23 protein-coding genes are annotated in these 20,963 nt (G+C 73.5%); 20 read left to right on the top strand and 3 right to left on the bottom strand.

The features are described from left to right. The first annotated feature begins 85 nt into the window (after nucleotides 1-85). From ACI79I_RS19330 to ACI79I_RS19295, 8 genes are all read left to right on the top strand, one after another. Complete coding sequence (locus ACI79I_RS19330) at nucleotides 86-298, top strand: Flp family type IVb pilin (RefSeq protein WP_456993934.1); 213 nt, start codon at nucleotides 86-88, stop codon at nucleotides 296-298. A 100-nt stretch (nucleotides 299-398) separates the two neighbouring features. Further along, complete coding sequence (locus tag ACI79I_RS19325) at nucleotides 399-794, top strand: TadE/TadG family type IV pilus assembly protein (RefSeq protein WP_456993933.1); 396 nt, start codon at nucleotides 399-401, stop codon at nucleotides 792-794. Next, entirely contained in the window at nucleotides 782-1,753 is a 972-nt protein-coding gene (locus ACI79I_RS19320; protein ID WP_456993932.1) for a pilus assembly protein TadG-related protein, read from the top strand. Before ACI79I_RS19325 ends, ACI79I_RS19320 begins: the two co-directional genes overlap by 13 nt. 9 nt (nucleotides 1,754-1,762) lie before the next feature. Continuing rightward, on the top strand, nucleotides 1,763-2,551 hold the full coding sequence (gene cpaB / locus ACI79I_RS19315; protein ID WP_456993931.1) for a Flp pilus assembly protein CpaB: 789 nt from the start codon (nucleotides 1,763-1,765) through the stop codon (nucleotides 2,549-2,551). Beyond that, the gene (locus tag ACI79I_RS19310; protein ID WP_456993930.1) at nucleotides 2,548-3,738 is read left to right on the top strand and encodes an AAA family ATPase; all 1,191 of its coding nucleotides are present in this window, start codon (nucleotides 2,548-2,550) and stop codon (nucleotides 3,736-3,738) included. The genes cpaB and ACI79I_RS19310 overlap by 4 nt, the downstream gene beginning before the upstream one ends. Before the next feature lie 28 nt (nucleotides 3,739-3,766). Beyond that, nucleotides 3,767-5,200, top strand: coding sequence for a CpaF family protein (locus ACI79I_RS19305; RefSeq protein ID WP_456993929.1), 1,434 nt, complete (start codon nucleotides 3,767-3,769; stop codon nucleotides 5,198-5,200). Beyond that, the gene (locus ACI79I_RS19300) at nucleotides 5,200-6,141 is read left to right on the top strand and encodes a type II secretion system F family protein (protein ID WP_456993928.1); all 942 of its coding nucleotides are present in this window, start codon (nucleotides 5,200-5,202) and stop codon (nucleotides 6,139-6,141) included. Before ACI79I_RS19305 ends, ACI79I_RS19300 begins: the two co-directional genes overlap by 1 nt. Continuing rightward, nucleotides 6,141-7,028: a type II secretion system F family protein gene (locus tag ACI79I_RS19295; RefSeq protein WP_456993927.1), complete on the top strand. Its 888-nt coding sequence runs from the start codon at nucleotides 6,141-6,143 to the stop codon at nucleotides 7,026-7,028. Before ACI79I_RS19300 ends, ACI79I_RS19295 begins: the two co-directional genes overlap by 1 nt. A gap of 67 nt (nucleotides 7,029-7,095) precedes the next feature. Here the strand turns inward: ACI79I_RS19295 and ACI79I_RS19290 are convergent, their stop codons facing one another. Further along, complete coding sequence (locus ACI79I_RS19290) at nucleotides 7,096-7,440, bottom strand: hypothetical protein (RefSeq protein WP_456945002.1); 345 nt, start codon at nucleotides 7,438-7,440, stop codon at nucleotides 7,096-7,098. Between the two features lie 138 nt (nucleotides 7,441-7,578). On the opposite strand from ACI79I_RS19290, the gene ACI79I_RS19285 reads away from it, so the two are divergent. The 9 genes from ACI79I_RS19285 (at nucleotide 7,579) to ACI79I_RS19245 (ending at nucleotide 16,817) form a co-directional block, all read left to right on the top strand. After that, nucleotides 7,579-8,712 (top strand): baeRF2 domain-containing protein, encoded by a 1,134-nt coding sequence (locus tag ACI79I_RS19285; RefSeq protein WP_456993926.1) that lies wholly within the window; start codon nucleotides 7,579-7,581, stop codon nucleotides 8,710-8,712. 28 nt (nucleotides 8,713-8,740) lie between these two features. After that, a complete protein-coding gene (locus ACI79I_RS19280) occupies nucleotides 8,741-8,998 on the top strand; it encodes a DUF2795 domain-containing protein (RefSeq protein ID WP_456993925.1) in 258 nt (85 codons plus the stop codon). Nucleotide 8,999: 1 nt separating this feature from the next. Next, entirely contained in the window at nucleotides 9,000-9,230 is a 231-nt protein-coding gene (locus tag ACI79I_RS19275) for a hypothetical protein (protein ID WP_456993924.1), read from the top strand. Beyond that, on the top strand, nucleotides 9,227-9,619 hold the full coding sequence (locus ACI79I_RS19270; protein ID WP_456994005.1) for an acyl-CoA thioesterase: 393 nt from the start codon (nucleotides 9,227-9,229) through the stop codon (nucleotides 9,617-9,619). The genes ACI79I_RS19275 and ACI79I_RS19270 overlap by 4 nt, the downstream gene beginning before the upstream one ends. 4 nt (nucleotides 9,620-9,623) lie before the next feature. Beyond that, entirely contained in the window at nucleotides 9,624-10,508 is an 885-nt protein-coding gene (locus ACI79I_RS19265) for an alpha/beta fold hydrolase (protein ID WP_456993923.1), read from the top strand. A 31-nt stretch (nucleotides 10,509-10,539) separates the two neighbouring features. Then, complete coding sequence (locus ACI79I_RS19260; protein ID WP_456993922.1) at nucleotides 10,540-10,965, top strand: ChaB family protein; 426 nt, start codon at nucleotides 10,540-10,542, stop codon at nucleotides 10,963-10,965. A gap of 219 nt (nucleotides 10,966-11,184) precedes the next feature. Beyond that, complete coding sequence (locus ACI79I_RS19255) at nucleotides 11,185-11,511, top strand: CU044_2847 family protein (protein ID WP_456993921.1); 327 nt, start codon at nucleotides 11,185-11,187, stop codon at nucleotides 11,509-11,511. Nucleotides 11,512-11,559: 48 nt separating this feature from the next. After that, complete coding sequence (locus tag ACI79I_RS19250) at nucleotides 11,560-15,690, top strand: nSTAND1 domain-containing NTPase (RefSeq protein WP_456993920.1); 4,131 nt, start codon at nucleotides 11,560-11,562, stop codon at nucleotides 15,688-15,690. A gap of 110 nt (nucleotides 15,691-15,800) precedes the next feature. Next, nucleotides 15,801-16,817, top strand: a complete 1,017-nt coding sequence (locus ACI79I_RS19245) for an SDR family oxidoreductase (protein ID WP_456993919.1) — start codon at nucleotides 15,801-15,803, stop codon at nucleotides 16,815-16,817. Here the strand turns inward: ACI79I_RS19245 and ACI79I_RS19240 are convergent. Both ACI79I_RS19240 and ACI79I_RS19235 read right to left on the bottom strand, forming a co-directional pair. Further along, complete coding sequence (locus ACI79I_RS19240; RefSeq protein WP_456993918.1) at nucleotides 16,801-18,111, bottom strand: M24 family metallopeptidase; 1,311 nt, start codon at nucleotides 18,109-18,111, stop codon at nucleotides 16,801-16,803. The genes ACI79I_RS19245 and ACI79I_RS19240 overlap by 17 nt on opposite strands. Nucleotides 18,112-18,177: 66 nt before the next feature. Then, nucleotides 18,178-19,323: a diguanylate cyclase gene (locus ACI79I_RS19235; protein WP_456993917.1), complete on the bottom strand. Its 1,146-nt coding sequence runs from the start codon at nucleotides 19,321-19,323 to the stop codon at nucleotides 18,178-18,180. 117 nt (nucleotides 19,324-19,440) lie between these two features. Between ACI79I_RS19235 and ACI79I_RS19230 the strand changes: the two genes are divergently transcribed. The 3 genes from ACI79I_RS19230 (at nucleotide 19,441) to npdG (ending at nucleotide 20,911) form a co-directional block, all read left to right on the top strand. Next, on the top strand, nucleotides 19,441-19,914 hold the full coding sequence (locus ACI79I_RS19230; protein WP_456993916.1) for a cupin domain-containing protein: 474 nt from the start codon (nucleotides 19,441-19,443) through the stop codon (nucleotides 19,912-19,914). A 46-nt stretch (nucleotides 19,915-19,960) separates the two neighbouring features. Then, a complete protein-coding gene (locus ACI79I_RS19225; RefSeq protein WP_456944992.1) occupies nucleotides 19,961-20,143 on the top strand; it encodes a hypothetical protein in 183 nt (60 codons plus the stop codon). 72 nt (nucleotides 20,144-20,215) lie between these two features. Next, the gene (gene npdG / locus ACI79I_RS19220) at nucleotides 20,216-20,911 is read left to right on the top strand and encodes an NADPH-dependent F420 reductase (RefSeq protein ID WP_456993915.1); all 696 of its coding nucleotides are present in this window, start codon (nucleotides 20,216-20,218) and stop codon (nucleotides 20,909-20,911) included. Nucleotides 20,912-20,963: the final 52 nt, after the last annotated feature.

The following is a 20,963-nucleotide window of genomic DNA, read 5'->3' as shown; positions in this document are numbered from 1 at the left end:
CGACCTGTCCGACGGCTCCCTCACTGCCGCGAGGCCGGATCGACCGATCCGGACCGGCTCGGCACCCATCCCCCTGGGAGTCCCCGTGTTCAACCCGCTCGCCACCCTCGTCACCCTCGTCTCCCTCGCCAAGGACCGCGTCCAGCGCGAGGAGAAGGGCGCCACCGCCGTCGAGTACGGCCTGATGGTCGGCCTGATCGCTGTCTTCATCATCGGCGCCGTCATGTTGCTCGGCGACGAGCTCGACGGGCTGTTCCGCGAGATCTCCGCAGCCCTCAACGGCGCCGGCGAGGGCTGAACCGCCCCAGGCCACCGCGGCGCAGCGGCTCTCTCCCCCGGCGAGCCGCTGCGCCGCCGCACACGGACGTGCGGACGACGACCACGGAGAGGAGGGGGACGTGCGCAAGCGCATGCCTGAGGAGCACGGGGCCGCGGCGGTGGAGTTCGCCATGGTGGTGCCCCTCCTGCTGGTCCTGGTGCTGGGCATCGCCGAGTTCGGTCACGCCTTCCAGGTGCAGGGCACGCTGTCGGCCGCGGCCCGCGAGGGCGCCCGGGTCATGGCGTTGCAGAACGACCGGGCCGCCGCGCGCACCGCCGTCCGGACCGCGGCCCCCACGCTCGACCCGGCGATCACCGACGCGCAGATCGCGATCACGCCGGCCTCCTGCCCCACGACCACGTCCGGGCCCGCCACCGTCCGCGTGACCATCGACTACCCGATGCCGTTCCTCACCGACTTCTTCGGCGCGAGCATCGACCTCACCGGGACGGGGGTCATGCGGTGCAACGGCTGACCGCCCGCCGGTTCGCGCGGGCCCGCCGCCGGCTCGCCGGCGAGCGCGGGTCCACCGCGGTCCTCGTCGCCCTGCTGCTCGTGCCGGTCCTGGGCTTCACCGCCATCGCCGTGGACGTCGGGGCGATGTACGCCGAGAAGGCCCGGCTGCAGACCGCGGCCGACGCCGCCGCGCTCGCCGTCGCCCGCGACTGCGCGATGGGCGCCTGCGGTGACATGCGGGCCACCGCGCAGAGCCTGGTCGACGCCAACCTCGGCGGCGCCGACGCGGCCCCGCCGCTGCTCGGCAGCAACCCGACCAGCGTCACGGTCACCAGCAGCACGCCGACCGAGCACTGGTTCGCGCCCGTCCTCGGCCACGACGCCACCCAGGTCCAGGCGACCGCCACCGTCGCCTGGGGCGGTCCCAGCCGGGGGACCGCCGTCCTGCCGCTGACCTTCTCCTGGTGCGAGTTCTCCCAGCAGACCGGCGGTGGGCTGCCGTCCGGTACGGCCATCAGGACCATCTACTTCACGAAGACGTCCGGCACGGTCGGCTGCACGGGGCCGTCGCGCAACGTCGTCCCCGGCGGCTTCGCCTACCTCGACACCCCACCGGGGACCTGCGAGGCGGCCAGTGCGCGCGGCGAGCGCTCGTACTCGTCCACCGGCAACACCCCGCCGTCGGTGTGCGAGCCCTCCTACGTCGCGTCCCTGGTGGGCGACACCGTGCTCCTGCCGCTCTTCGACGCCTCCGGGGACACCGGCAGCAACGCCTGGTACCACGTCTACGCCTACGCGGCCTTCCACGTCACCGGCTTCCACTTCGGCGGCCAGTTCAGCTCCAGTCCCAGGCCGTGCGGCGGGAACGAGCGCTGCGTCAGCGGCTACTTCACCCGCTTCGTCGAGATGTCCGACCGCTTCGACTACGACCCCAGCGCGCCGGTGACCGGGGCGTCCGTCCTCCGACTCATCAGATAGGGGCACTCCGTGAGACGCCGACTCCTCGCCGCCGTCGCGGCGCTCGTCCTCGCCGCCGCCGGCGCCGTGGTCCTCCTGGCCTACGTGCGCGGTGCCGACGCCCGCGCCCTCGCGGGCGTGCGCACCGTGGAGGTGCTCGTCGTCGACCGGCTCATCCCCGAGGGGACGGCCGGCGAGGAGATCGCAGACCTGGTGCGAACCGAGGAGCTGCCCGCCAAGGCCGCCGTCGAGGGCCGGGTCACCGACCTGTCCGCGCTGGCCGGCCAGGTGGCGACCGCCGACCTCCAGCCCGGTGAGCAGCTGCTGGCCAGCCGGTTCACCGCTCCCGAGGACATGGCCCTCCCCGGGACCGTGCCGCCACCCGAGGGCTCGTCGGAGGTGAGCGTGCTGCTCGAGCCGCAGCGCGCCGTCGGCGGTCGGCTCGCGGCCGGGAACGAGATCGGCGTCTACATCTCCATGGACCTCGAGAACGACGCCGGCAAGAAGATCGGGGTCACACACGCGACCCTGCACGGCGTCCTGGTCACCCAGGTCCAGGGCGCTCCCGCACCCGAGACCGAGGACGGGGTCGAGACGGCCTCCTCGGGCGGCGCGGCCCCGACGGGGAGCCTGATGGTGACCCTCGCCGTGCCGTCCCGGGACGCCGAGCTCGTCGTCTTCGGCATGGAGCACGGCACCGTGTGGCTGGCCCTCGAGCCCGAGGGAGCGGACGTCGACGACACCAGGATCGTCACCCAGGGGAACGTCTACGGCGACCTGCTCGCCGGCCTCGGCACCGTCTACGGGGGTTCCGAGTGAGCCGGGTGGTCCTGGCCGCGGCGGACGACGGGCTCGCCAGGAGGGTCCACGCCGCGGTCGACGGTGACGTCCAGGTCCTCCCGCCCGGCCGCCTGCCCGGCGACCCGGCGCGGCTGTTCGAGCAGCTGCTCGACGGGGAGCTGCCGGACGTGCTGCTCATCGGACCGCTCGCGCCGCCGCAGGAGGTGCTCACACTCGCCCAGCGGCTGGACGTCCAGTGCCCCGGCATCAGCGTCGTCCTGCTGGCCGAGCCCGTGCCGGAGATGCTGCAGGCGGCCATGCGGGCCGGCATCCGCGACCTGCTGACCCCGGGCGCGGACGCCCAGGGGATCCGTGCCGCCGTGGAACGGGCCGGCGCCGCCGCGGCCGGCCGGCGGCGGGTGCTGCGCCCACTGGAGGAGACCGCCCGCTACACCGGGCGGGTCATCACCATCGCCTCGCCCAAGGGCGGGGTCGGCAAGACGACGATCGCCGCCAACCTCGCGCTGGGCCTCACCTCTGCGGCACCGCAGTCGACGGTGCTGGTCGACCTGGACGTGCAGTTCGGGGACGTCGCCTCCGCCCTGGGCCTGGTCCCCGAGCACACGCTGCCCGAGGCCGTCCAGGGCCCGGCCAGCGAGGACACGATGGTGCTCAAGACCTTCCTCACCCAGCACCCGAGCGGCCTCTACGCCGTGTGCGGGGCCGAGTCACCGGCCGCCGGCGACACCGTCACCGGCGCCGACGTCACCCGGTTGCTGACCGCGCTGGCCCGGGAGTTCCGCTACGTCGTCGTGGACACCGCTCCGGGGCTGTCCGAGCAGACCCTGGCCGCGCTCGACCGGGCGACCGACGTGGTCATGCTCAGCAGCATGGACGTCCCCGGCGTCCGGGGGCTGCGCAAGGAGCTCGACGTCCTGCGGGAGCTGTGCATGATCCCGGCAGGGCGGCACGTGGTCATGAACCTCGCCGACGCCAAGGGCGGGCTGTCGGTGCGCGACGTCGAGACGGCGATCGGCACGGGGGTGGACGTCGTCATCCCGCGCTCCGCGGCGGTGCCGGCGTCGACCAACCAGGGCGTGCCCATCCTCGCCAGCGGGCGCAAGGACCCGGCGGTCAAGGAGCTGCGCCGGCTCGTCGCCCGCTTCGCCGCGACCCCGCTGATGAAGCCCGGCCGCTACCGGGCCAGGCACCGGGCGGCGTCGTGAACCCCGCTCCGCCGGTCCGGAGGGCCCCGTGAACCTCGCTGCCCGCCTGGCCGCCGTCCAGGGGCGCTCCGCGGCGCCGGACGCCCCGGCGGCGCCCCCCGTCGCCGTGCCGGCCACCCCGTCCGCCGTCCCTGCGCCCCGGCCGGTGACCCCGGCCGCCCCGCCACCGACAGACGCGCTGACCAGGCTCAAGGACCGGGTCGCCAAGGCCCTGTTCGAGCGCATGGGCAAGCGGATGAACGACCCGTCGCTGTCCGAGGACAAGCTGCGGGCTCTCGTGCTCGGCGAGCTCGACGAGGTCGTCGAGGAGGAGCGGATCCCGCTCAGCAGCGAGGAACGGCAGCGGCTGACCGGGGAGCTGGCCGACGACGTCCTCGGCTTCGGACCGTTGCAGCGCCTGCTCGACGACCCGACGGTCACCGAGATCATGTGCAACGGTCCGGACAACGTCTACGTCGAGCAGGGCGGCAAGCTGGTCCGGACCGGCTCGCGGTTCACCTCCGAGGAGCACCTGCGCCGGGTCATCGACCGCATCGTGTCGCGGGTGGGACGGCGGATCGACGAGTCCTCACCGCTGGTGGACGCACGCCTGGCCGACGGCTCACGGGTCAACGCGATCATCCCGCCGCTGGCCTTCAGCGGGTCGACGCTGACCATCCGCAAGTTCGCCAAGGACCCGTTCGGCGTCGACGACCTGATCGGCTTCGGCACGCTGAGCCCGGAGATGGCCGAGCTGCTGCGCGCCTGCGTCGAGGCCCGGCTGAACATCATCGTCTCCGGCGGCACCGGCACCGGGAAGACCACCCTGCTCAACGTCCTCTCCTCGTTCATCCCCGAGGACGAGCGGATCGTCACCATCGAGGACGCCGTCGAGCTGCAGCTGCAGCAGCAACACGTCGTCCGGCTCGAGTCGCGGCCACCCAACGTCGAGGGCCGGGGCGCGATCACCATCCGCGACCTGGTGCGCAACTCGCTGCGGATGCGGCCGGACCGGATCGTGGTCGGGGAGTGCCGCGGCGGGGAGAGCCTGGACATGCTGCAGGCGATGAACACCGGCCACGACGGGTCGCTGTCCACGGTGCACGCCAACTCCCCGCGCGATGCGATCGCCCGGCTGGAGACCCTCGTGCTGATGGCGGGCATGGACCTGCCGCTGCGGGCGATCCGGGAGCAGATCGCCTCGGCCGTCGACGTCGTCGTCCAGCTGACCCGGCTGCGCGACGGCACCCGCCGGGTCACCCACGTGACCGAGGTGCAGGGCATGGAGGGTGAGACGGTCACCCTCCAGGACGCCTTCCTGTTCGACTACTCCGCCGGCGTCGACGCGGGCGGCCGGTTCCTCGGCAAGCCGGTGCCGACCGGCGTCCGGCCCCGGTTCACCGACCGCTTCGACGAGCTCGGCATCACCCTGTCGCCACGGGCCTTCGGGGTCGTCGAGCCGGTGCGGCGGGGGTGGGCCTGATGTCGCCGGCCCTGCTGCTGCTCGGGCTGCTCGCTGTCACCGGGTCCCTGCTGCTCGTCGCGCTGGTCGTCCTCCCGGCCGGCTCGCGACGCGTGCCGCTGAGCCGGCTCGACCCCACGGTCGCGCCACCCGCGTCGGCGCTCGCCGGCGCGTCGGCCGCCGCCGGTGCCGCCGTCGAGCGGGTGCTGGTCAGGCGTGGCCGGATCGCGGCCGGCGCCGCCGCTCTGGAGCGGGCCGGCGTGGCCATGTCCCTGCCGGACGTCGTGCTGCTCGTCGGACTGGCCACCCTGGTGCTCGGCGCGCTCGGTGCGCTGCTGGGCGGGGTGCTCCTGGCCGCCGTCCTCGCCGGTGCGGCGCCGCTCGCCGCCCGGCTGGTGATCGCGGTCCGCACGCACCGTCGACAGGCCGCCTTCGCCGACCAGCTCGACGACGCGCTCCAACTCATGGCCAGCAGCCTGCGGGCCGGGCACAGCCTGCTCCGCGCGGTCGACTCGGTCTCCACCGAGGCCGCCGCACCCACGTGCGAGGAGTTCGCGCGCATCGTCAACGAGACCCGGGTCGGCCGGGACCTCGGCGACGCCCTCGACGAGGTCGCCGAGCGGATGGACAGCGACGACTTCCGGTGGATCGCCCAGGCCATCGCCATCCACCGCGAGGTCGGGGGCAACCTGGCCGAGGTCCTCGACACGGTCGGGCAGACGATCCGCGAGCGCAACGCCATCCGCCGCCAGGTCAAGGCGCTGTCGGCGGAGGGCAAGCTCTCGGCGATCGTCCTCATGGCCTTGCCGTTCGGGGTCATCTCGTTTCTGTCGGTGGTCAACCCCGACTACCTGTCCGCCTTCACCTCGAGCCTGGCCGGGTACGTCATGGCCGGCATCGCGGTGGTGCTGCTCGTGGTCGGCGCGCTGTGGCTCACGAAGACCGTCCGGATCAGGTTCTGATGACACCGGTTCCCGTGTACGCCGCGACGATCGCGGTGGCCCTCGCCCTGCCCGTGCTGGGGTGGGCTCTGTTCGCCCGCCCGCAGGACGCCGCCGCGCGGGCGCGGGCCAACCTCAGCCGCGGGCTCGACCCGGCCGGGCCGGTCGCCGTCCGGCAACGCCGAGGCGCGCTGGCCGGGCTGGTCGGCGCGCTCACCCCGGCCGGGACCGTCGGCCGGCTCAACCGGCTGGCCGGTGCCGCGGGGCGCCCGGCCGACTGGCCGGTGCCGCGACTGGTCGCGGCGAAGCTGGTGCTGGCCGCGGTCGCGGGGGCCCTCGGGCTGATCGTCGTCGTCGCTCGTCCCGGTGCCCTGACCGTGCTCATGGCCGCGGTGGTCACCGGCGTGGCCTACGTGGTGCCGGAGCTGCTGCTGTACAGCCGGGGCCAGGAGCGACAGCAGGCCATCGCGCTGGAGCTGGCCGACACCCTCGACCAGATGACCATCGCCGTGGAGGCCGGTCTGGGGTTCGAGGCGGCGGTGGCGCGGGCCGGGCGCAACGGGCGGGGGCCGCTGGCCGAGGAGCTCGTCCGCACGCTGCAGGACATCGCGGTCGGCCGGCCGCGGCGCGAGGCCTACCTCGACCTGGCCGAGCGGACGGCGGTGCCCGACCTGCGCCGGTTCATCCGCGCCGTCGTCCAGGCCGACGCCTACGGGGTCTCCATCGCCGACGTGCTGCGCACCCAGGCGCAGGAGATGCGGCTCAAGCGCCGGCAGCGGGCCGAGGAGAAGGCCATGCAGATCCCGGTGAAGGTGATCTTCCCGCTGATCCTGTGCATCCTGCCGACGCTGTTCATCGTGCTGCTGGGACCGGCCGCCCTGGACATCGTCGACGCGTTCAGCGGCTGAACGGAGGGTGGGAGCGCGGGTCCGCTGCGCTCCCACCCTCCGCCGGGCGCCGGTCCCGGGCGGTGGCTCAGCCGGTGGAGCGGGGCTGCGCCGGGTTGGTCGGGTCGCCCTGCGACGGCGGGTTGATCACCGGCCCGGTGGTCGCGCCGGAGACCTTCGAGCCGGCCGCGGCGTGCACCGGGTCGTCGACGGCCGCGGCGGCCGGGTCGCCGCCGGAGGGCTGGGCGCCCTCTCGCAGCGCGCCGAGCCGGTTCTCCATGATCGTCACCACCTGCAGCCGGTTCGCGTGCGCGCGCTCGTACTCCAGGAGCGTCTCGAGCCCGGTCGCGTCGAGGGTGCGGATGCGCGAGGTGAGCCCCTCCACCGGCAGATGGTCGTAGTCGGGCAGCGGCAGCTGGTCGTGCTCGGTCATGGGGGTCGGCCTACCCGTTCCCGCCGATCCGACACCGGGTGTGAGGGCACGGTCGGTGGGTAGGCGGCGGGAGCGGAGCGCCCCACAGCGGGTCCTGCTGTTCATCGTCGACAGTGATCGAGGAGTGGTCCCCACCCCATGGACGTGTCCTTCCTGGAGCAGGTCTTCACCGCCTCCGGGCCCTACGCCACCGTGTGCGCCGACGTCACGCACACCACAGAGAACGCCGACACGGAGGTCGACCTCCGGGTCCGCGCCGTCGCGGAGCGGCTCAGCGAGCAGGGCGCGCCGGAGGCGGTCGTCGAGGCGGTCCGCAGCCGCCTCCTCGAGGCCAACGACGGCGGGGAGATCGCCACCCTCAAGGGGCGCGCCCTCGTCGTCGCCGCGGACGGCTCCGTCGTCCTCGACCAACCGCTGGTCGACGCGCCGCGGCAGGAGGTGGCCGAGTACTCGCCCGCACCGGACCTGCTGCCGGTCCTGCGCCAGCTGCCCGGCCGCGTGCCGCACATCGTCGTCGTGACCGACCGGGTCGGCGCGGACATCTCCGTGGCCAGCCTCGTCGGCCGGCCGGAGATCGAGGACGAGGTCGAGGGCGACAGCTTCCAGATCCGCAAGTTCCAGGGCGGCGGCTGGGCGCACCACCGCTACCAGCACAACGCCGAGAACAAGTGGATCCACAACGCCGACAACGTGGCCGAGCGGATCGCCTCGCTGGTCCGCCGGCTGCGCCCGGAGTTCGTGCTGCTCGCCGGGGACATGCGCGCCCGGCAGATCCTCACCGACCGCGCCAGCGACCTGTGGTCGGACCTCATCGTCTCCATGGACGAGGGCGGCCGGGCGGCCGGCGCCGACCGCGAGCCGGTCGACCGGCGCGCCGCCGAGCTGGTGGCCGAGCGCGAGGCCCACGAGGAGGCCGAGACCGTCGAGAAGATCTCGTCGGCCGGTGCGCACGGCCTGGCCGTCACCGGCACGGCCAACGTGGTGGAGGCCCTCCGCAAGGGTCAGGTGGAGACGCTCGTGCTCGCCGACCAGCCCGACGACGAGAAGCTGCTGGTGGGCGCATCCCCGCTGGAGCTCGGCGTCGACCAGGGCGACATGGACGCGCTGAACGCGCAGGAGGTGCACTCGGTGCCCGCCGACCGCGCGCTGCTCGCCGCGGCCGTGGCCAGCAGCGCCGCGGTCGTCGTCGTGCCGCGGGCGGCGATGCCCGGCGACATCCCGGTGGCCGCCATCCTCCGCTACACCGACGACTCCACGCCGTCGCCCCAGTGACCGCGCCCCGACCAACGAGGAGAACGTCGTGACTGACCCCCACCAGCCCGCCACGTCCCCCGGCACCTCGACCGGTGACGTCGAGCGCCGCGCCGCGCTCGCCGAGGCCCTCGGCAAGGAGGTGTGGCCCGCGGACCGGGACACCCTCGTGGCCAAGGCGCAGGAGGGCAACGCCCCCGACCGGGTGCTCGCCGACCTGCGCCGGCTGCCGTCGGGGGAGGAGTTCACCAACGTGCAGGACGTCGCCCGCGCCCTGGGCATCGGCACCGAGCAGGAGCGCTTCTGAGATGACCACGAACAAGGAGCCGAGCGGGGAGGCCCTGGCCAACGTCACCGAGGACAACGTCCGCACCCGGTCCCAGCTGCTGCCCGAGGAGGAGGCCCTCCAGGGCAGCGGCATGGAGGAGGTGGCGGCCGAGGTGATCCTGGCCGAGTCCGAGGAGCGGACGGTGCACACCGACCCGGACGACGCGCAGGGCGCCCACCGGCAGTCGGCCGAGACCGCGGACCTGCCCTGAGCGGCGTCCACGAGCACCCTGTCCAGCTGCGCTGGTCGGACCCGGACTCCCTCGGCCACGTCAACCACGCCCGGGCGCTGAGCCTGCTCGAGGACGCGCGGCTGGCGATGGCCGAGGGGTCGTCCGGCGACCGGGGGCTGATCCTCGCCCGGCTGGAGGTCGACTACCTCCGCCAGCTGTACTACCGGGTCGGGGAGCGGTTGTGCGTGCGCAGCTGGGTGACCCGGCTGGGCACCAAGTCCCTCACCGTGCGCCAGGAGCTGGTGCAGGACGACCGGGTCGCGATCCGCGCCGACGTCGTCATGGTGCAGTTCGACTTCGCCACCGACACCAGCCGGGCGATGACCGACGCCGAGCGGGCGCACTGGGCCGGCTTCCGGGTGGACTGAGCCGGTGGCGTTCTTCGCGGGCTTCGCCGAGCAGCGGGTCGACGTGGCCGACGGCGTCACGCTGCGGGTGCGCAGCGGCGGGGCCGGCCCGCCCGTGGTGCTGCTGCACGGCCACCCGCGGACCCACACGACCTGGCACCGGGTCGCTCCGCGGCTGGCCGCGGCCGGGCACACCGTCGTCTGCCCGGACCTGCGCGGCTACGGGTCCTCCACCGCCCCGCCCCCGGCCGGCGACCACGCGCAGGCGTCGAAGCGGGCGATGGCCGCCGACGTGGGAACGCTCATGCGGGCCCTCGGCCACGACCGGTTCGCCGTCGTCGGGCACGACCGGGGCAGCTACGTGGCGCTGCGGACGGCGCTGGACCTCCCCGAGGTGGTCACCCACCTCGCCGTCCTCGACTGCGTCCCCATCGTCGAGCACCTCGACCGCGCCGACGCGCGCTTCGCCACCGCCTGGTGGCACTGGTTCTTCTTCGCCCAGCCCGACAAGCCGGAGCGGGCGATCCTCGCCGACCCCGACGCCTGGTACGGCGCACTCGCACCGGGGAGGGCCGAACGGATGGGCCCGGAGAACCACGCGGACTTCCGCCGCGCGATCGCCGACCCGGCCACCGTCCGGGCCATGCTCGAGGACTACCGGGCCGGCCTCACGGTCGACCGCGCCGCCGAGGAGGCCGACCGCGCCGCCGGACGACGGGTCACCTGCCCCACGCTGGTGCTCTGGTCGGCCCGCGACGACCTCGAGGAGCTGCACGGGGACCCGCGGGCGATCTGGGCGGACTGGACCACCGACCTGCGCGGCGGCGGACCGGTCGACAGCGGCCACCACATGGCCGAGGACGCGCCCGAGGAGCTGGTCGCGGCCCTGGCCCCGTTCCTGCGCGGGTGATCGTGCCGGGACCGCGGGGTAGTGCAGGGGCATGCCGAAGACGACGAAGCGCGGGGACGCGAAGCAGAGCGAGATCCCCAGCACCCTGCAGCGATCCGACGAGAAGGCGCAGCGGACCTTCGCCAAGGCGCACGACTCGGCGATGGACTCCTACGACGACGAGCAGCGGGCCAACCAGGTCGCGTGGTCGGCGGTGAAGCACACGCACGAGAAGGTCGGCGACCACTGGGAGCCGAAGGACCACAAGGGCCCGAGCGACCCGCAGGCCGAGGGCGGCCGGGACACGAACCGGGAGACCAAGGGCGGCGTCGACGCCAACGCCACCAAGGAGCACCTCATGGACATCGCGCGGGAGCTCGACGTCCCCGGCCGGTCGAGCATGACCAAGGACGAGCTCGTCGACGCCATCAAGAAGGCGAACGACAAGGAGACGGCCGAGGCGCGAAAGCGCGGCTAGTCCTCACCTGCCGGTACGGGGACGAGCGACCGTCTCCTGCCGGATCTCGACGGCGTCGCGCAGCGTCTCGTCCTCGTCCTCGATGATGTGCGCGACCGCCTCGTCCAGGGCGCCAGCACGCGTTCGTCCGCAGCGCTGTCTGCAGGAGCACCTCAGCACGGTGTGTCTGTCCCAGCCCACTCTGTGCTGTCAGACTCCTCCTCGGGGGAGGGGGGCGCGGTGACCGAGGTCGTGCGTTTCCAGGTAGGCGACAGTTCCACGGTGCTGGTCGAGGTGGATGAGGACGCCTTCGGTGTCGAACGGGTCAGTCGAGGTCCGGACGGGGTCGTCGAAGCCGGCCGACGCCTGACAGAGGCCCTGGGCAGCGTCCGGGACGCGGCGCAGGCGTCGATCGACGTCCTGCACTCGTTGTCGCCCGACGGCCTCGAGCTCGAGTTCGGCGTCAAGCTCGCGGGCGAGGCTGGCGCCATCATCGCCAAGACCGCCGCCGAGGGGCACTTCAGCGTCAAGTTGTCGTGGTCGCCGAACGGCTCCTCCCGGACCTGAGACCACAGCCCGAGCGCTCCTGTACCGCGGAGTGGAGGTGGGCGCGAGGTGGAGCAGGGGACCAGCCGACCGGTCGGTGTCCCGCGGGACCTCGAGGCTGCGGTCGCGCGCGTGCGGTCAGCGGCGGGTGACGTGGTCGGCGGGGGGTTCCTCGTCGATCCGTCCCACGTCGTCACCTGCGCCCACGTCGTGGCGAGCGCGCTCGGCCGGAGCGGTCAGGACGCGCCGGCCGAGTGTGAGACGGTCGTCATCGAGTTCCCTCTCGTGGCCGCAGGTGCTTCCGTACAGGCCTCCGTGGCGGCGTGGCACCCCATCCAGCCGGACGACCGGGGCGACATCGCCGTACTGTCCCTCGCCGGCGAGACACCACCGGGCGTCGTGCCGGCGCGGCTGACCTCCGCTGCGGACTTCTGGGGACACGGCTTCCGCGCGTTCGGGTACCCCCGGCGACACGACCACGGGGTCTGGGCCGCGGGTGTCCTGCGCGGCGCCCAGGGGGCCGGCTGGGTCCAGATGGAGGGCGTGCCGTCCGGTCACCCCGTCGAGGCCGGCTTCAGCGGCGGCCCGGTCTGGGACGACGAGCTGGCCGGTGTCGTCGGGATGACCGTTGCGGCGGATGCGCGCAGCGACCTCCGCACCGGCTACCTCATCCCCGCGGACACCCTGATCGAGGCCTGGCCACCGCTGGCTCGGCGGACCCTGCCGCCCTGCCCGTACCGCGGCCTGTACCCGTTCCGGGCCCAGGACGCGGACCTCTTCTTCGGCCGGGAGGAGCTCATCGAGCGGCTGGTGCGGGAGACGCTGCGCAGACCGCTCGTCGCCGTGGTCGGCCCCTCGGGGAGCGGGAAGTCGTCGGTCGTCTTCGCCGGCCTCGTGCCCAGCCTCCTCCAGCGGTCGGGCTGGGTGAGCGTCAGCATGCGGCCGGCCCAGGCGTCGTCCCCGCTGCACGCACTGGCCGGCGCGTTCCTGCCCGTCCTGGAGCCGGACCAGTCGGAGACCGAGCGGCTCGCCGCCCTGGACCGCCTGGCGGGGGTGCTGCGCGACGGGCACCTGTGCGACGTCGTCGACCGGGTGCTCGCGCGGCAGCACGCAGCCCACCTGCTACTGGTCGTCGACCAGTTCGAGGAGCTCTTCGTGCGGGGGACGTCGGAGGAGACGGCCCAGTTCACCCGCGCGCTCCTGTCCGCGCTGCAGGCCCAGGAGGGGTCACGGCCGGCGCTCACGGTCGTCCTGACGCTGCGCGCCGACTTCCTCGGAAGCGCGCTCCAGGACCCGGTGATGGCCGACGCCCTGGCCGGATCGGTCGTGACCATCGGGCAGATGGGCCGGGAACACCTCCAGTCGGTCATCCTCTGCCCCCTGCCGCCGGAGGTGCGGTTCGAGGCCGGGCTCGTCGACCGGATACTCGAGGACGTCGGCGAGGAGCCCGGCAGCCTGCCGCTCCTGGAGTTCGCCCTCACCCTGCTGTGGGAGCGGCAGGAGCGAGGACTGCTCAGCCACTCCGCCTACACGGAACTGGGGGGAGTGGACGGCGCCCTCGCGACCTACGCCGAACGCGTGTACTCCGAGCAACTGCTCCCGGACGACCAGGACGAGGCCCGCCGCCTGTTCATCCAACTGGTCCGACCGTCGGAAGCCGCACCCGTACGCCGCGTGGCGCGGCGCGCGGAACTCGGCGAGGAGCGGTGGCGGCTCGGACAGCGCATCGCCGCGACCCGGTTGCTGGTCGCCGACCGTGACGCGAGCGGCGCGGAGTCCGTGGAACTCGTGCACGAGGCCCTGATCGACGGGTGGGCACGGCTGCACGAGTGGGTGACCGGGGACATGGCCTTCCGGGCCTGGCAGGAGCAACTGCGTGCGTCGATCCAGGCCTGGGAGAAGGCAGGGCGGGATCCGGAGGCGCTGCTACGAGGTGTGCAACTCGCGGAGGCCGACCGCTGGCTGGAGGACCGCGAGGGCGACCTCAGCGAGCCCGAGAAGAACTTCATCCGGGCGAGCAAGGCCGTCCGTGAGCGTTCCGTGCGCCGGCTGCGGACAGCGGTGGCCACGCTGACCCTCCTGGTGCTCGTCGCATCCGGTCTCGGAGGGGTCGTGGCCTGGCAGTTGCACGGAGCCGCGGTGGAGAACGACATCGCCGACTCCCGCTTCCTCGCCGACCGAGCAACGAGCCTGGCCGGCTCCCGGCCGGACGCAGCACTGGCTCTCGCTGCCTCCGCCTACCGCCTGCAACCCACACAGGAGGCGACGAGGACCCTCACCGGGTTGGCAGGCGGTCTCAGGCACACCGAGAGGCTCCAGGCCACCAGTTTCGCGGTCTCCGGTCTCGAGTTCAGTCCCGAGGACCCGAACGTCCTGGCGCTGTCGGGCACCAGGGACGTGGCTCTGTGGGACATCGAGCGGGAGGCGACCCTGTACCGACGAACGTTCGACCAGTTCGCGAGCATCTCGGGGGCCACGTTCAGCCGCGACGGGCGGATGCTGGCTTTCGAGGGCTACGGGGACCGTCGGTCGATCGGGGTGTGGCTGCCCGGGGAGGACCGCGTCATCGACATCCCGATGGTGTTCGGTGAGTCGGACTACGTGACCTTGCGTTTCACGCCGGACGACCGGTTGCTCACCATCTGCACCGGAGCCGACGTGCAACTCTGGACGGTGGACGAGCCGCGGTTGGTCGCCTCCATCCCGATGGTCAGCGACACGTGCGGCTTCGGGTTCACCGCCGATGGCGACGTCGTGTTCTTCGATCGTGGCGAGATGACCGTCTGGGACGTGCCAGGGGGCCAACTCGTCTCTCGGGACAGCGTGGTGGAGTCCGCTGGCGAGTTCTTCGGCTGCTCGATCACCCCGGACGGCCATCTCGCCCTGTGTGACACGGGGGAGGGACAGACCTTCTGGTGGGACGTCGACCACCGAACACGGATGGGAGACACGGGAGTGACGCGACTGTCGAACACCATGCCCCCCACCGTGTCCTTCACGCCTGACAGCCGCTGGGCTCTGGCGTCGACGGACGTCGGCACCTACATCTGGGACCTGGTCGTGCGAGAGCTGGTGGGGGCGTACGTCGTCCCGTCCTTCGGACAGGTCGTCCTGAACCGTGACGGCCGGATGATCGCGTTCTCAGCGGCTCAGAGATACGTCGGACTCGTGCCTGTGGGAACGAGTTCGGGGATCCCGGTCGAGGCATCGCAGGTCGCCGTCTCCGGCGGGAACGGGAGCGAGGTCGTCATACTGTCCGCGACCGGCGAGATGTTGCTCGCCGGCATCGGCAGCACCCAGTACGAACCCCTGTCACACTTCCCGATGGTGTCCGGTTCGTCCGTGCAGCCGGCGCTCAGTCCTGACGGACGATCTCTCGCCTTCTGGGACGACACCGCGATGGAACTCGTCCTCGCTGATGTCAGGAGCCCGCCGGATGGAGGCGGCACACGGTTGCGCGAGCTGCAGGAAGCCCCGGACGTCCTGTCGTTCGATCCCCGCGGACGACTGCTGGCGGCTGCCCACAGGGACGACGGCGCTGACAGGTCCGAGGTGGTCATCTGGTCCACGGGTGCGAGCGAGGGTCTCCAGCGGAGATTCGCCACGCCCGCTGGATTCGTGGTGACGGGACTCGCTCTCGATCCTCAGAGAGGGCATGTGGCCGTCTTCGACGACGCCGGGAGAGCTCTGTTGCTGGACAGCTCGGGCAGGGAGAGGACAGAACTCGCGGGGGGTGGGGTGAGCGCGCTCAGTTTCAGCCCTACCGGCCGGTGGCTCAGCGTGACGACCTCCATCGACACGCGACTGTGGGCCATGGACCCTCTCGAGGAACAGCCCGCTCCACTCCCTGCCGGAGCCTCATACGGACAGGCCACGTTCAGTGCGGATGAGCAGTTGTTGGCCATCGCGACGGAGACCGCGTCGTACTCGTCAGAGATCACTGTCTGGAGGGTCCTCGACGGGGAGCTCATCGGGGTCCTGCCCATCTCCTTCCTGGGACTCCTGCCCTCCACCGGGGCCTTCGTCTTCACCCAGGACGGGATCGAACTGGTGATGGCCGGTGCCGGCGTGCACGTCGTTGCCTTTCAACCCGCAGCGGCGCTGTCTCTCGTGTGTGACATCACGGACGGCCAGAACCTGTCGCGGACGGAGTGGGATCAGTACGCCCCCGACGTCGATCGCGTGGCGGCCTGTCCGTAGTGTCCCGGCCCCACGACCACTGGCCTGTGACGACGAGAACTCGTCGGAGACGGAGCAGGCGAGGTGTGCAGGGGCGTTCCGCTGCGGCGGGTCGCGGGTAGCCCGGCGGCATGACCGCAACCCCCCGCCCCGTCAGCGACCAGGTGGTCGTCGTCCTCGGCGCCTCCAGCGGCATCGGCCGGGCAGCCGCGCTGGAGTTCGCCCGGCAGGGAGCGACGCGCATCGTCGTCGCCTCCCGCGGCGAGGAGGCGCTGGGCACCCTCGTCGACGAGCTGACCCGGGCGGGGGCCGAGGCCGTCGCCGTCCCCACCGACATCACCGACGCCGCAGCCGTGCAGGCCCTGGTGGCGTCCGCCGAGGGGCGCTTCGGCCGGATCGACACGTTCGTCACGGTGCCCGGCGTGGGGATCTGGGGCTCGGTGCAGCAGATCGACCTCGACGAGTTCCGCCGGGTCCTGGAGGTCAACTTCCTCGGCCACGTCGCCGCGGCGCAGGCCGCCGTCCCGGCGCTGGAGCGGGCCGGCGGCGGGGTGCTGATCGGCATCGGCTCCGTGGAGAGCTACCGGGCGGTCCCGCTGCACGCCCCGTACTCGGCGAGCAAGTTCGCCCTCCGGGCCTTCTACGACTGCCTGCGGATGGAGCTGGCCGAGGCGACCTCGCCGGTCGAGGTGGCCACCGTGCTCCCGGCCGGCATCGCCACCCCGTTCTTCGAGCACGCCCGCACCAAGCTCGGCTCGATGCCCAAGCCCCCGCCGCCGGTGTACGCGCCCGAACTGGTGGCCGAGGCGATCGTGCGGGCCTCGACGCACCCGCGCCGGGAGATCCCGGTCGGCGACGCGGCGCTCGGCTTCCTCGCCGGCCAGCGGCTCAGCCCGGCCCTGACCGACGCGGTCCTCGCCGTCACCGGCCGGCAGTTGCAGACCACCGACCGGCCCGACACCGGCACCGACATCCTCGACACCCCGACGTCCGGGCCCGGACGGGTGCGCGGCGAGTTCGCCGACTCCGTCCTCGAGACCAGCCCGGTCACGCGGGTCGCCGGCGCGGTGCTGCGCCCGGGGGAGCTGCTGCTGCGCGCGATCCGGCGGCGTCCCTCGGGTGGCGCCGGCGTCAGCGAGCGGGGATGAGCACCAGGTCGGTCTGCCGGTCGCCCAGGTAGGTCACGCCCTCCGCGGTGAGCGCGATCCCCTCCTCGAGGGCCATCCGCACCGGCTGGCCGCCCCACTCGGGCACCGGCACGCGCACGCAGAGCTCCAGGGCGTAGACGGTGTCCGGGTGCAGCACCCGGTCCCCGGCCCCGGGGACGCCGCGCTGGTCGTCCCACATGCCGATCACCGGTCCGGCGCCGTGGCCGTGGAACCCGACGGGGTGGGAGTAGACGTCCCCGTCGATGTCCTCCACCGCGGCGGCCGCACGGGCGGCGGCGAGCACCTCGTTGCCGGTGCGGCCGACGACGAGCTCGGCGACGGTGAGGTCCTGCAGCCGGTTGCCCGCCGCCAGCGCCGCCCGCAACCCCTGGGGGGCGTCGGTCTCGCCCGGCCGCAGGACGTAGCCGTTGCGCTGGCTGTCGGTCCGGAGCCCCAGGCTGGACAGCCCGACGTCGCAGTGCACCAGGTCCCCGGGCTCGACCGGCACGTCGTAGGGGACGGCGGGGAGCAGCGCGCCGCGCTCGGCGGCCGGCGGCACGCCCGCGCGCTGCAGGTCGACGACCGGCTGGAACCAGGGCTCGACGCCCAGGTCGGCCAACCGCTGCCGGAGCCACCACGCCAGGTCGGTGGCGGTCGTCTCGCCCACGGTCAGGACCGCCGGGGAGAAGGCCTCCTCGACCACCTCGCGCACCAGCCGGTTGAGTCCGTGCAGCGCGGCGATCTCCTCGGGCAGCCGCGTCTCCAGCCAGCCCACCGCCAGGTCCTCGGCCGACACCAGGCGGTCGGCGAAGGGACCCAGCGCCTCGGTGAGCAGCCGGTGCTCGGTGTGCGAGAGGCCGTCGGCGAGCGCGAAGTCGGCCGACACGTCGATCCCGATCCGGCGCGGGCCGGCCTGGGCCACGATGCGGCGCACCTCCGCCCACTGCGCGGCCTCGGTGCGCGGACCGCCGTCGTCCTCCGGGGACCACGCGGGCAGGAACTGTCCGGCGGGGTAGCGGGAGACCGCCACCGCGGTGACGCCGTCGTCGCTGCGGTGCAGCACCAGGATCGTGCGCCGCCGCGCCGACAGCCAGGTCGCCGGGAGCAGCGTGGCGAGGACGGGGTCCTCGTTGTACTCGCGGCCGATCACCAGCCACAGGTCGATGCCGGCGCGGTCCATGAGCCCCGGCAGCAGGTCCAGCAGCCGCTGGGTCAGCCACCGCTCCCGGACGTCGGCCTGCTCGCGCAGCGGCAGCGGCACCGTGCGGGTCGGGTCCGGCGCGACGAGGGTCACGGAGACAGGGAACCAGAGAACCGGCGTCCTCACCGGTCGAGCGGTGAGGGAGGCAGCGGGGCTCCGTCAGGCCGGCTCGGCGGCGGGGCTGCCCTCGTGCGGGCGGTTGCCCTCCAGGCGCACGGTGCGCTGGCGGGGGAGGACGGCGACCACCCGGTCCCGCCCGGCCTGCTTGGCCTCGTACATGGCGCCGTCGGCCCGGTCGACGAGCCGCCACATCGCGTCGGTGGCGTCCTCCCCGTCGACCGGCCGGACCAACGCGATACCGACCGACGCGGTCACCGCGTGACCGTCGTCGGACCGGCTGCCGGCCACGGCCCGGCGCAGCCGCTCGGCCAGCCGCGCCGCCTCGGCGGAGTCGCTCACCAACCCCAGCACCACCAGTTCCTCGCCGCCGATGCGTGCCAGGACGTCGCTGGGCCGGACCGTGGCCGACAGGGAGCCGGCGACCGCCCGGAGCACCGCGTCCCCGGCGGCGTGACCGTGGGCGTCGTTGAGCTGCTTGAAGTGGTCGAGGTCGAGGACCATGGCCGCCACCCGCGACCCCTCCCGGCGGGCCTGGCGCCACAGCCGCGGCGCCTGCTCGACGAGGTGCCGGCGGTTCGACAGGCCGGTGAGCGGGTCCTGGTGGGACATCGCCTGGGTGGCCGCCAGCAGCCGCTGCACCCGCCGGCGCAGCACGTAGACGCCGAACGATGCGCCGTTGAGCACCCCGGCGGCCATCGCCCACTGCGCGAGGACCCCCGGCGTGAGCCCCTCGGTGTGGACCAGTGCGGTGCCGCTGGAGACCACGGTCATCGCCATGCTCACGCCGACCATCCCCGGGCCCAGGAACCAGGCCGCGACGAAGGACGGGAGCAGGAGCAGCAGCGGCGGCGCGTGCCGCGGCTCCTCGATGGCGAGGACGGAGACCACGTAGACCAGGTGACCCATGAGCACCAGGCCGGACGTGGCCACGGGCCCGACCCGCTGCCGCACCGCCAGCGGCAGGGAGACGGCCAGGCACCCGATCATGACGAGCGCGTACCAGAGCCGGGCGGTGCCCGGGTGCACCGTGCCGTCCACGAGCAACGAGACGCAGCCGACCAGCCCACCGAGGAACGTGACGATGGCGAGGGTCATGACGGCGACCCGGCGTTCCATGCCGCGGCTGACGGCGACGTCCCATCCTTCGATCGGTGTGTCGGTGTCCATGCGTCGCCACTTGGTCACGGACGCAGCATGCCCTACCAGTGTCTTGCGTGGCACGTCCCGAGCCTCGGCCGTTCCGTGTCCCCGGGCACGCGCTCCCGGTCGACGCCGTCCGCGCCCGGTGCCAGGGTGGCGGGCATGTCGCACCCCGAGCCCGGCCGGGTCGTCGTCCGGACGCTGACCGACCACCCGCTGGTCCCCAACGGGCCGGCCAGCTCGCTGCGGATGGTGGCCCCCGGCTCGGTGACCGCCGGGCGCTTCGGACTGGTGGAGTACACCGTCGCGCCGCACAGTGCCGGGGCCGCGCCGCACTACCACCAGACGTTCTCCGAGTCCTTCTACGTGCTCTCCGGGGAGCTGACCGTCTTCGCCGACGGCGCGTGGGCGCCGCACCGGGCCGGGGACTTCGCCCTGGTGCACGAGCGCGGCGTGCACGGCTTCCGCAACGACGGTGACGAGCCGGCGACCTTCCTGATCCTGTTCGCCCCGGGGATCGCCCGCGAGCAGTTCTTCGCCGAGATGGCCGAGCTGCGCAACAGCGGCCGGCAGCTGTCGCCGGAGGAGATGACCGCGTTCTACGCCCGCCACGACCAGGTGATGGTCGACGTCTGACGGTGGCAGGGTGGGGTCCCCAGCCTGCGATCGCGAGGAGGCGCACATGCCGCAGGGGCCGTGGTTCTACTGCCTCAAGCACCACACCGTCGAGGACCGGGACGGCTGCGCCGAGCGCCACCGGCTCGGCCCGTACGCCACCCGCGAGGAGGCCGAGCACGCGCTGCAGTCGGTGGCCGAGCGCGAGGAGAAGCTGACCGCCGAGGACCGCGACTGGCGAGGGGACTGACGAGGCCGCGCCCCCGCACCGGCATGATCGGCGGGGGACGCCGGGCGGTCCGGCGGCGCGGGAGGTGGCCACGTGACTGACGGACGTTCGGGCGAGGACCTGGTCGTCGGGGTGATCGGCGGCACGGGTCCGCAGGGCCGGGGGCTCGCCGTGCGACTGGCCGCGGCCGGTCAGCGGGTGCTGCTGGGCTCGCGCGACGCCGAGCGGGCTGCCGCGGTGGCCGAGGAGGTCGTCGGTCGGGCCGCGGCCGCGTCCGGGGGCGCCGAGGTGTCGGTGCAGGGCGGCTCGAACGTCGACGTCGCCGGCGCTGCGGACCTGGTGATCGTCGCCGTGCCGTACGCGGGGCACGCCGACACCCTGGCCGAGCTGGCCACCCCGCTGGCCGGCAAGGTCGTGGTCGACTGCGTCGTCCCGATGGCCTTCGACGAGCTGGGGGCCTACGCCCTCGACGTGCCCGAGGGGTCGGTCGCCCAGCAGGCCGCCGCGCTGCTGCCCGACTCCCACGTGGTCGGGGCGTTCCACCACCTGTCCGCCGTCCTGCTCGAGGACCTCTCCCGGCCCACCCTCGACGGCGACGTGATGGTCGTCGGGGACGTGCGCGAGGCGACCGACACGGTGCAGGCGCTGGCCGGCCGGCTGCCCGGCATGCGCGGCGTCTATGCCGGCCGGCTCCGCAACGCCCGCCAGGTCGAGGCGCTGACCATCAACCTGGTCTCGGTCAACCGCCGGTACAAGGCGCACGCCGGCATCCGCGTCACCGACGTCTGAGGGGCCGCGGGCCCTGGGTGGTGTGCACCTGTGGCGCGAGAACGCGCCACAG

The organism is Geodermatophilus sp. SYSU D01105 (assembly GCF_054050095.1).
The sequence above is the reverse complement of the archived record's forward strand: the minus strand, read 5'-3'. Positions and strand labels throughout refer to the sequence as shown.

Bases quoted from the DNA above. Each gene is read 5' to 3' on its own strand.
- ACI79I_RS19275 (WP_456993924.1), top strand. From the start codon at position 9,000: ATGACCACGAACAAGGAGCCGAGCGGGGAGGCCCTGGCCAACGTCACC.
- ACI79I_RS19285 (WP_456993926.1), top strand. From the start codon at position 7,579: ATGGACGTGTCCTTCCTGGAGCAGGTCTTCACCGCCTCCGGGCCCTAC.
- ACI79I_RS19245 (WP_456993919.1), top strand. From the start codon at position 15,801: ATGACCGCAACCCCCCGCCCCGTCAGCGACCAGGTGGTCGTCGTCCTC.
- ACI79I_RS19230 (WP_456993916.1), top strand. From the start codon at position 19,441: ATGTCGCACCCCGAGCCCGGCCGGGTCGTCGTCCGGACGCTGACCGAC.
- ACI79I_RS19290 (WP_456945002.1), bottom strand. From the start codon at position 7,440: ATGACCGAGCACGACCAGCTGCCGCTGCCCGACTACGACCATCTGCCG.
- ACI79I_RS19225 (WP_456944992.1), top strand. From the start codon at position 19,961: ATGCCGCAGGGGCCGTGGTTCTACTGCCTCAAGCACCACACCGTCGAG.
- ACI79I_RS19300 (WP_456993928.1), top strand. From the start codon at position 5,200: ATGTCGCCGGCCCTGCTGCTGCTCGGGCTGCTCGCTGTCACCGGGTCC.
- ACI79I_RS19260 (WP_456993922.1), top strand. From the start codon at position 10,540: ATGCCGAAGACGACGAAGCGCGGGGACGCGAAGCAGAGCGAGATCCCC.
- ACI79I_RS19295 (WP_456993927.1), top strand. From the start codon at position 6,141: ATGACACCGGTTCCCGTGTACGCCGCGACGATCGCGGTGGCCCTCGCC.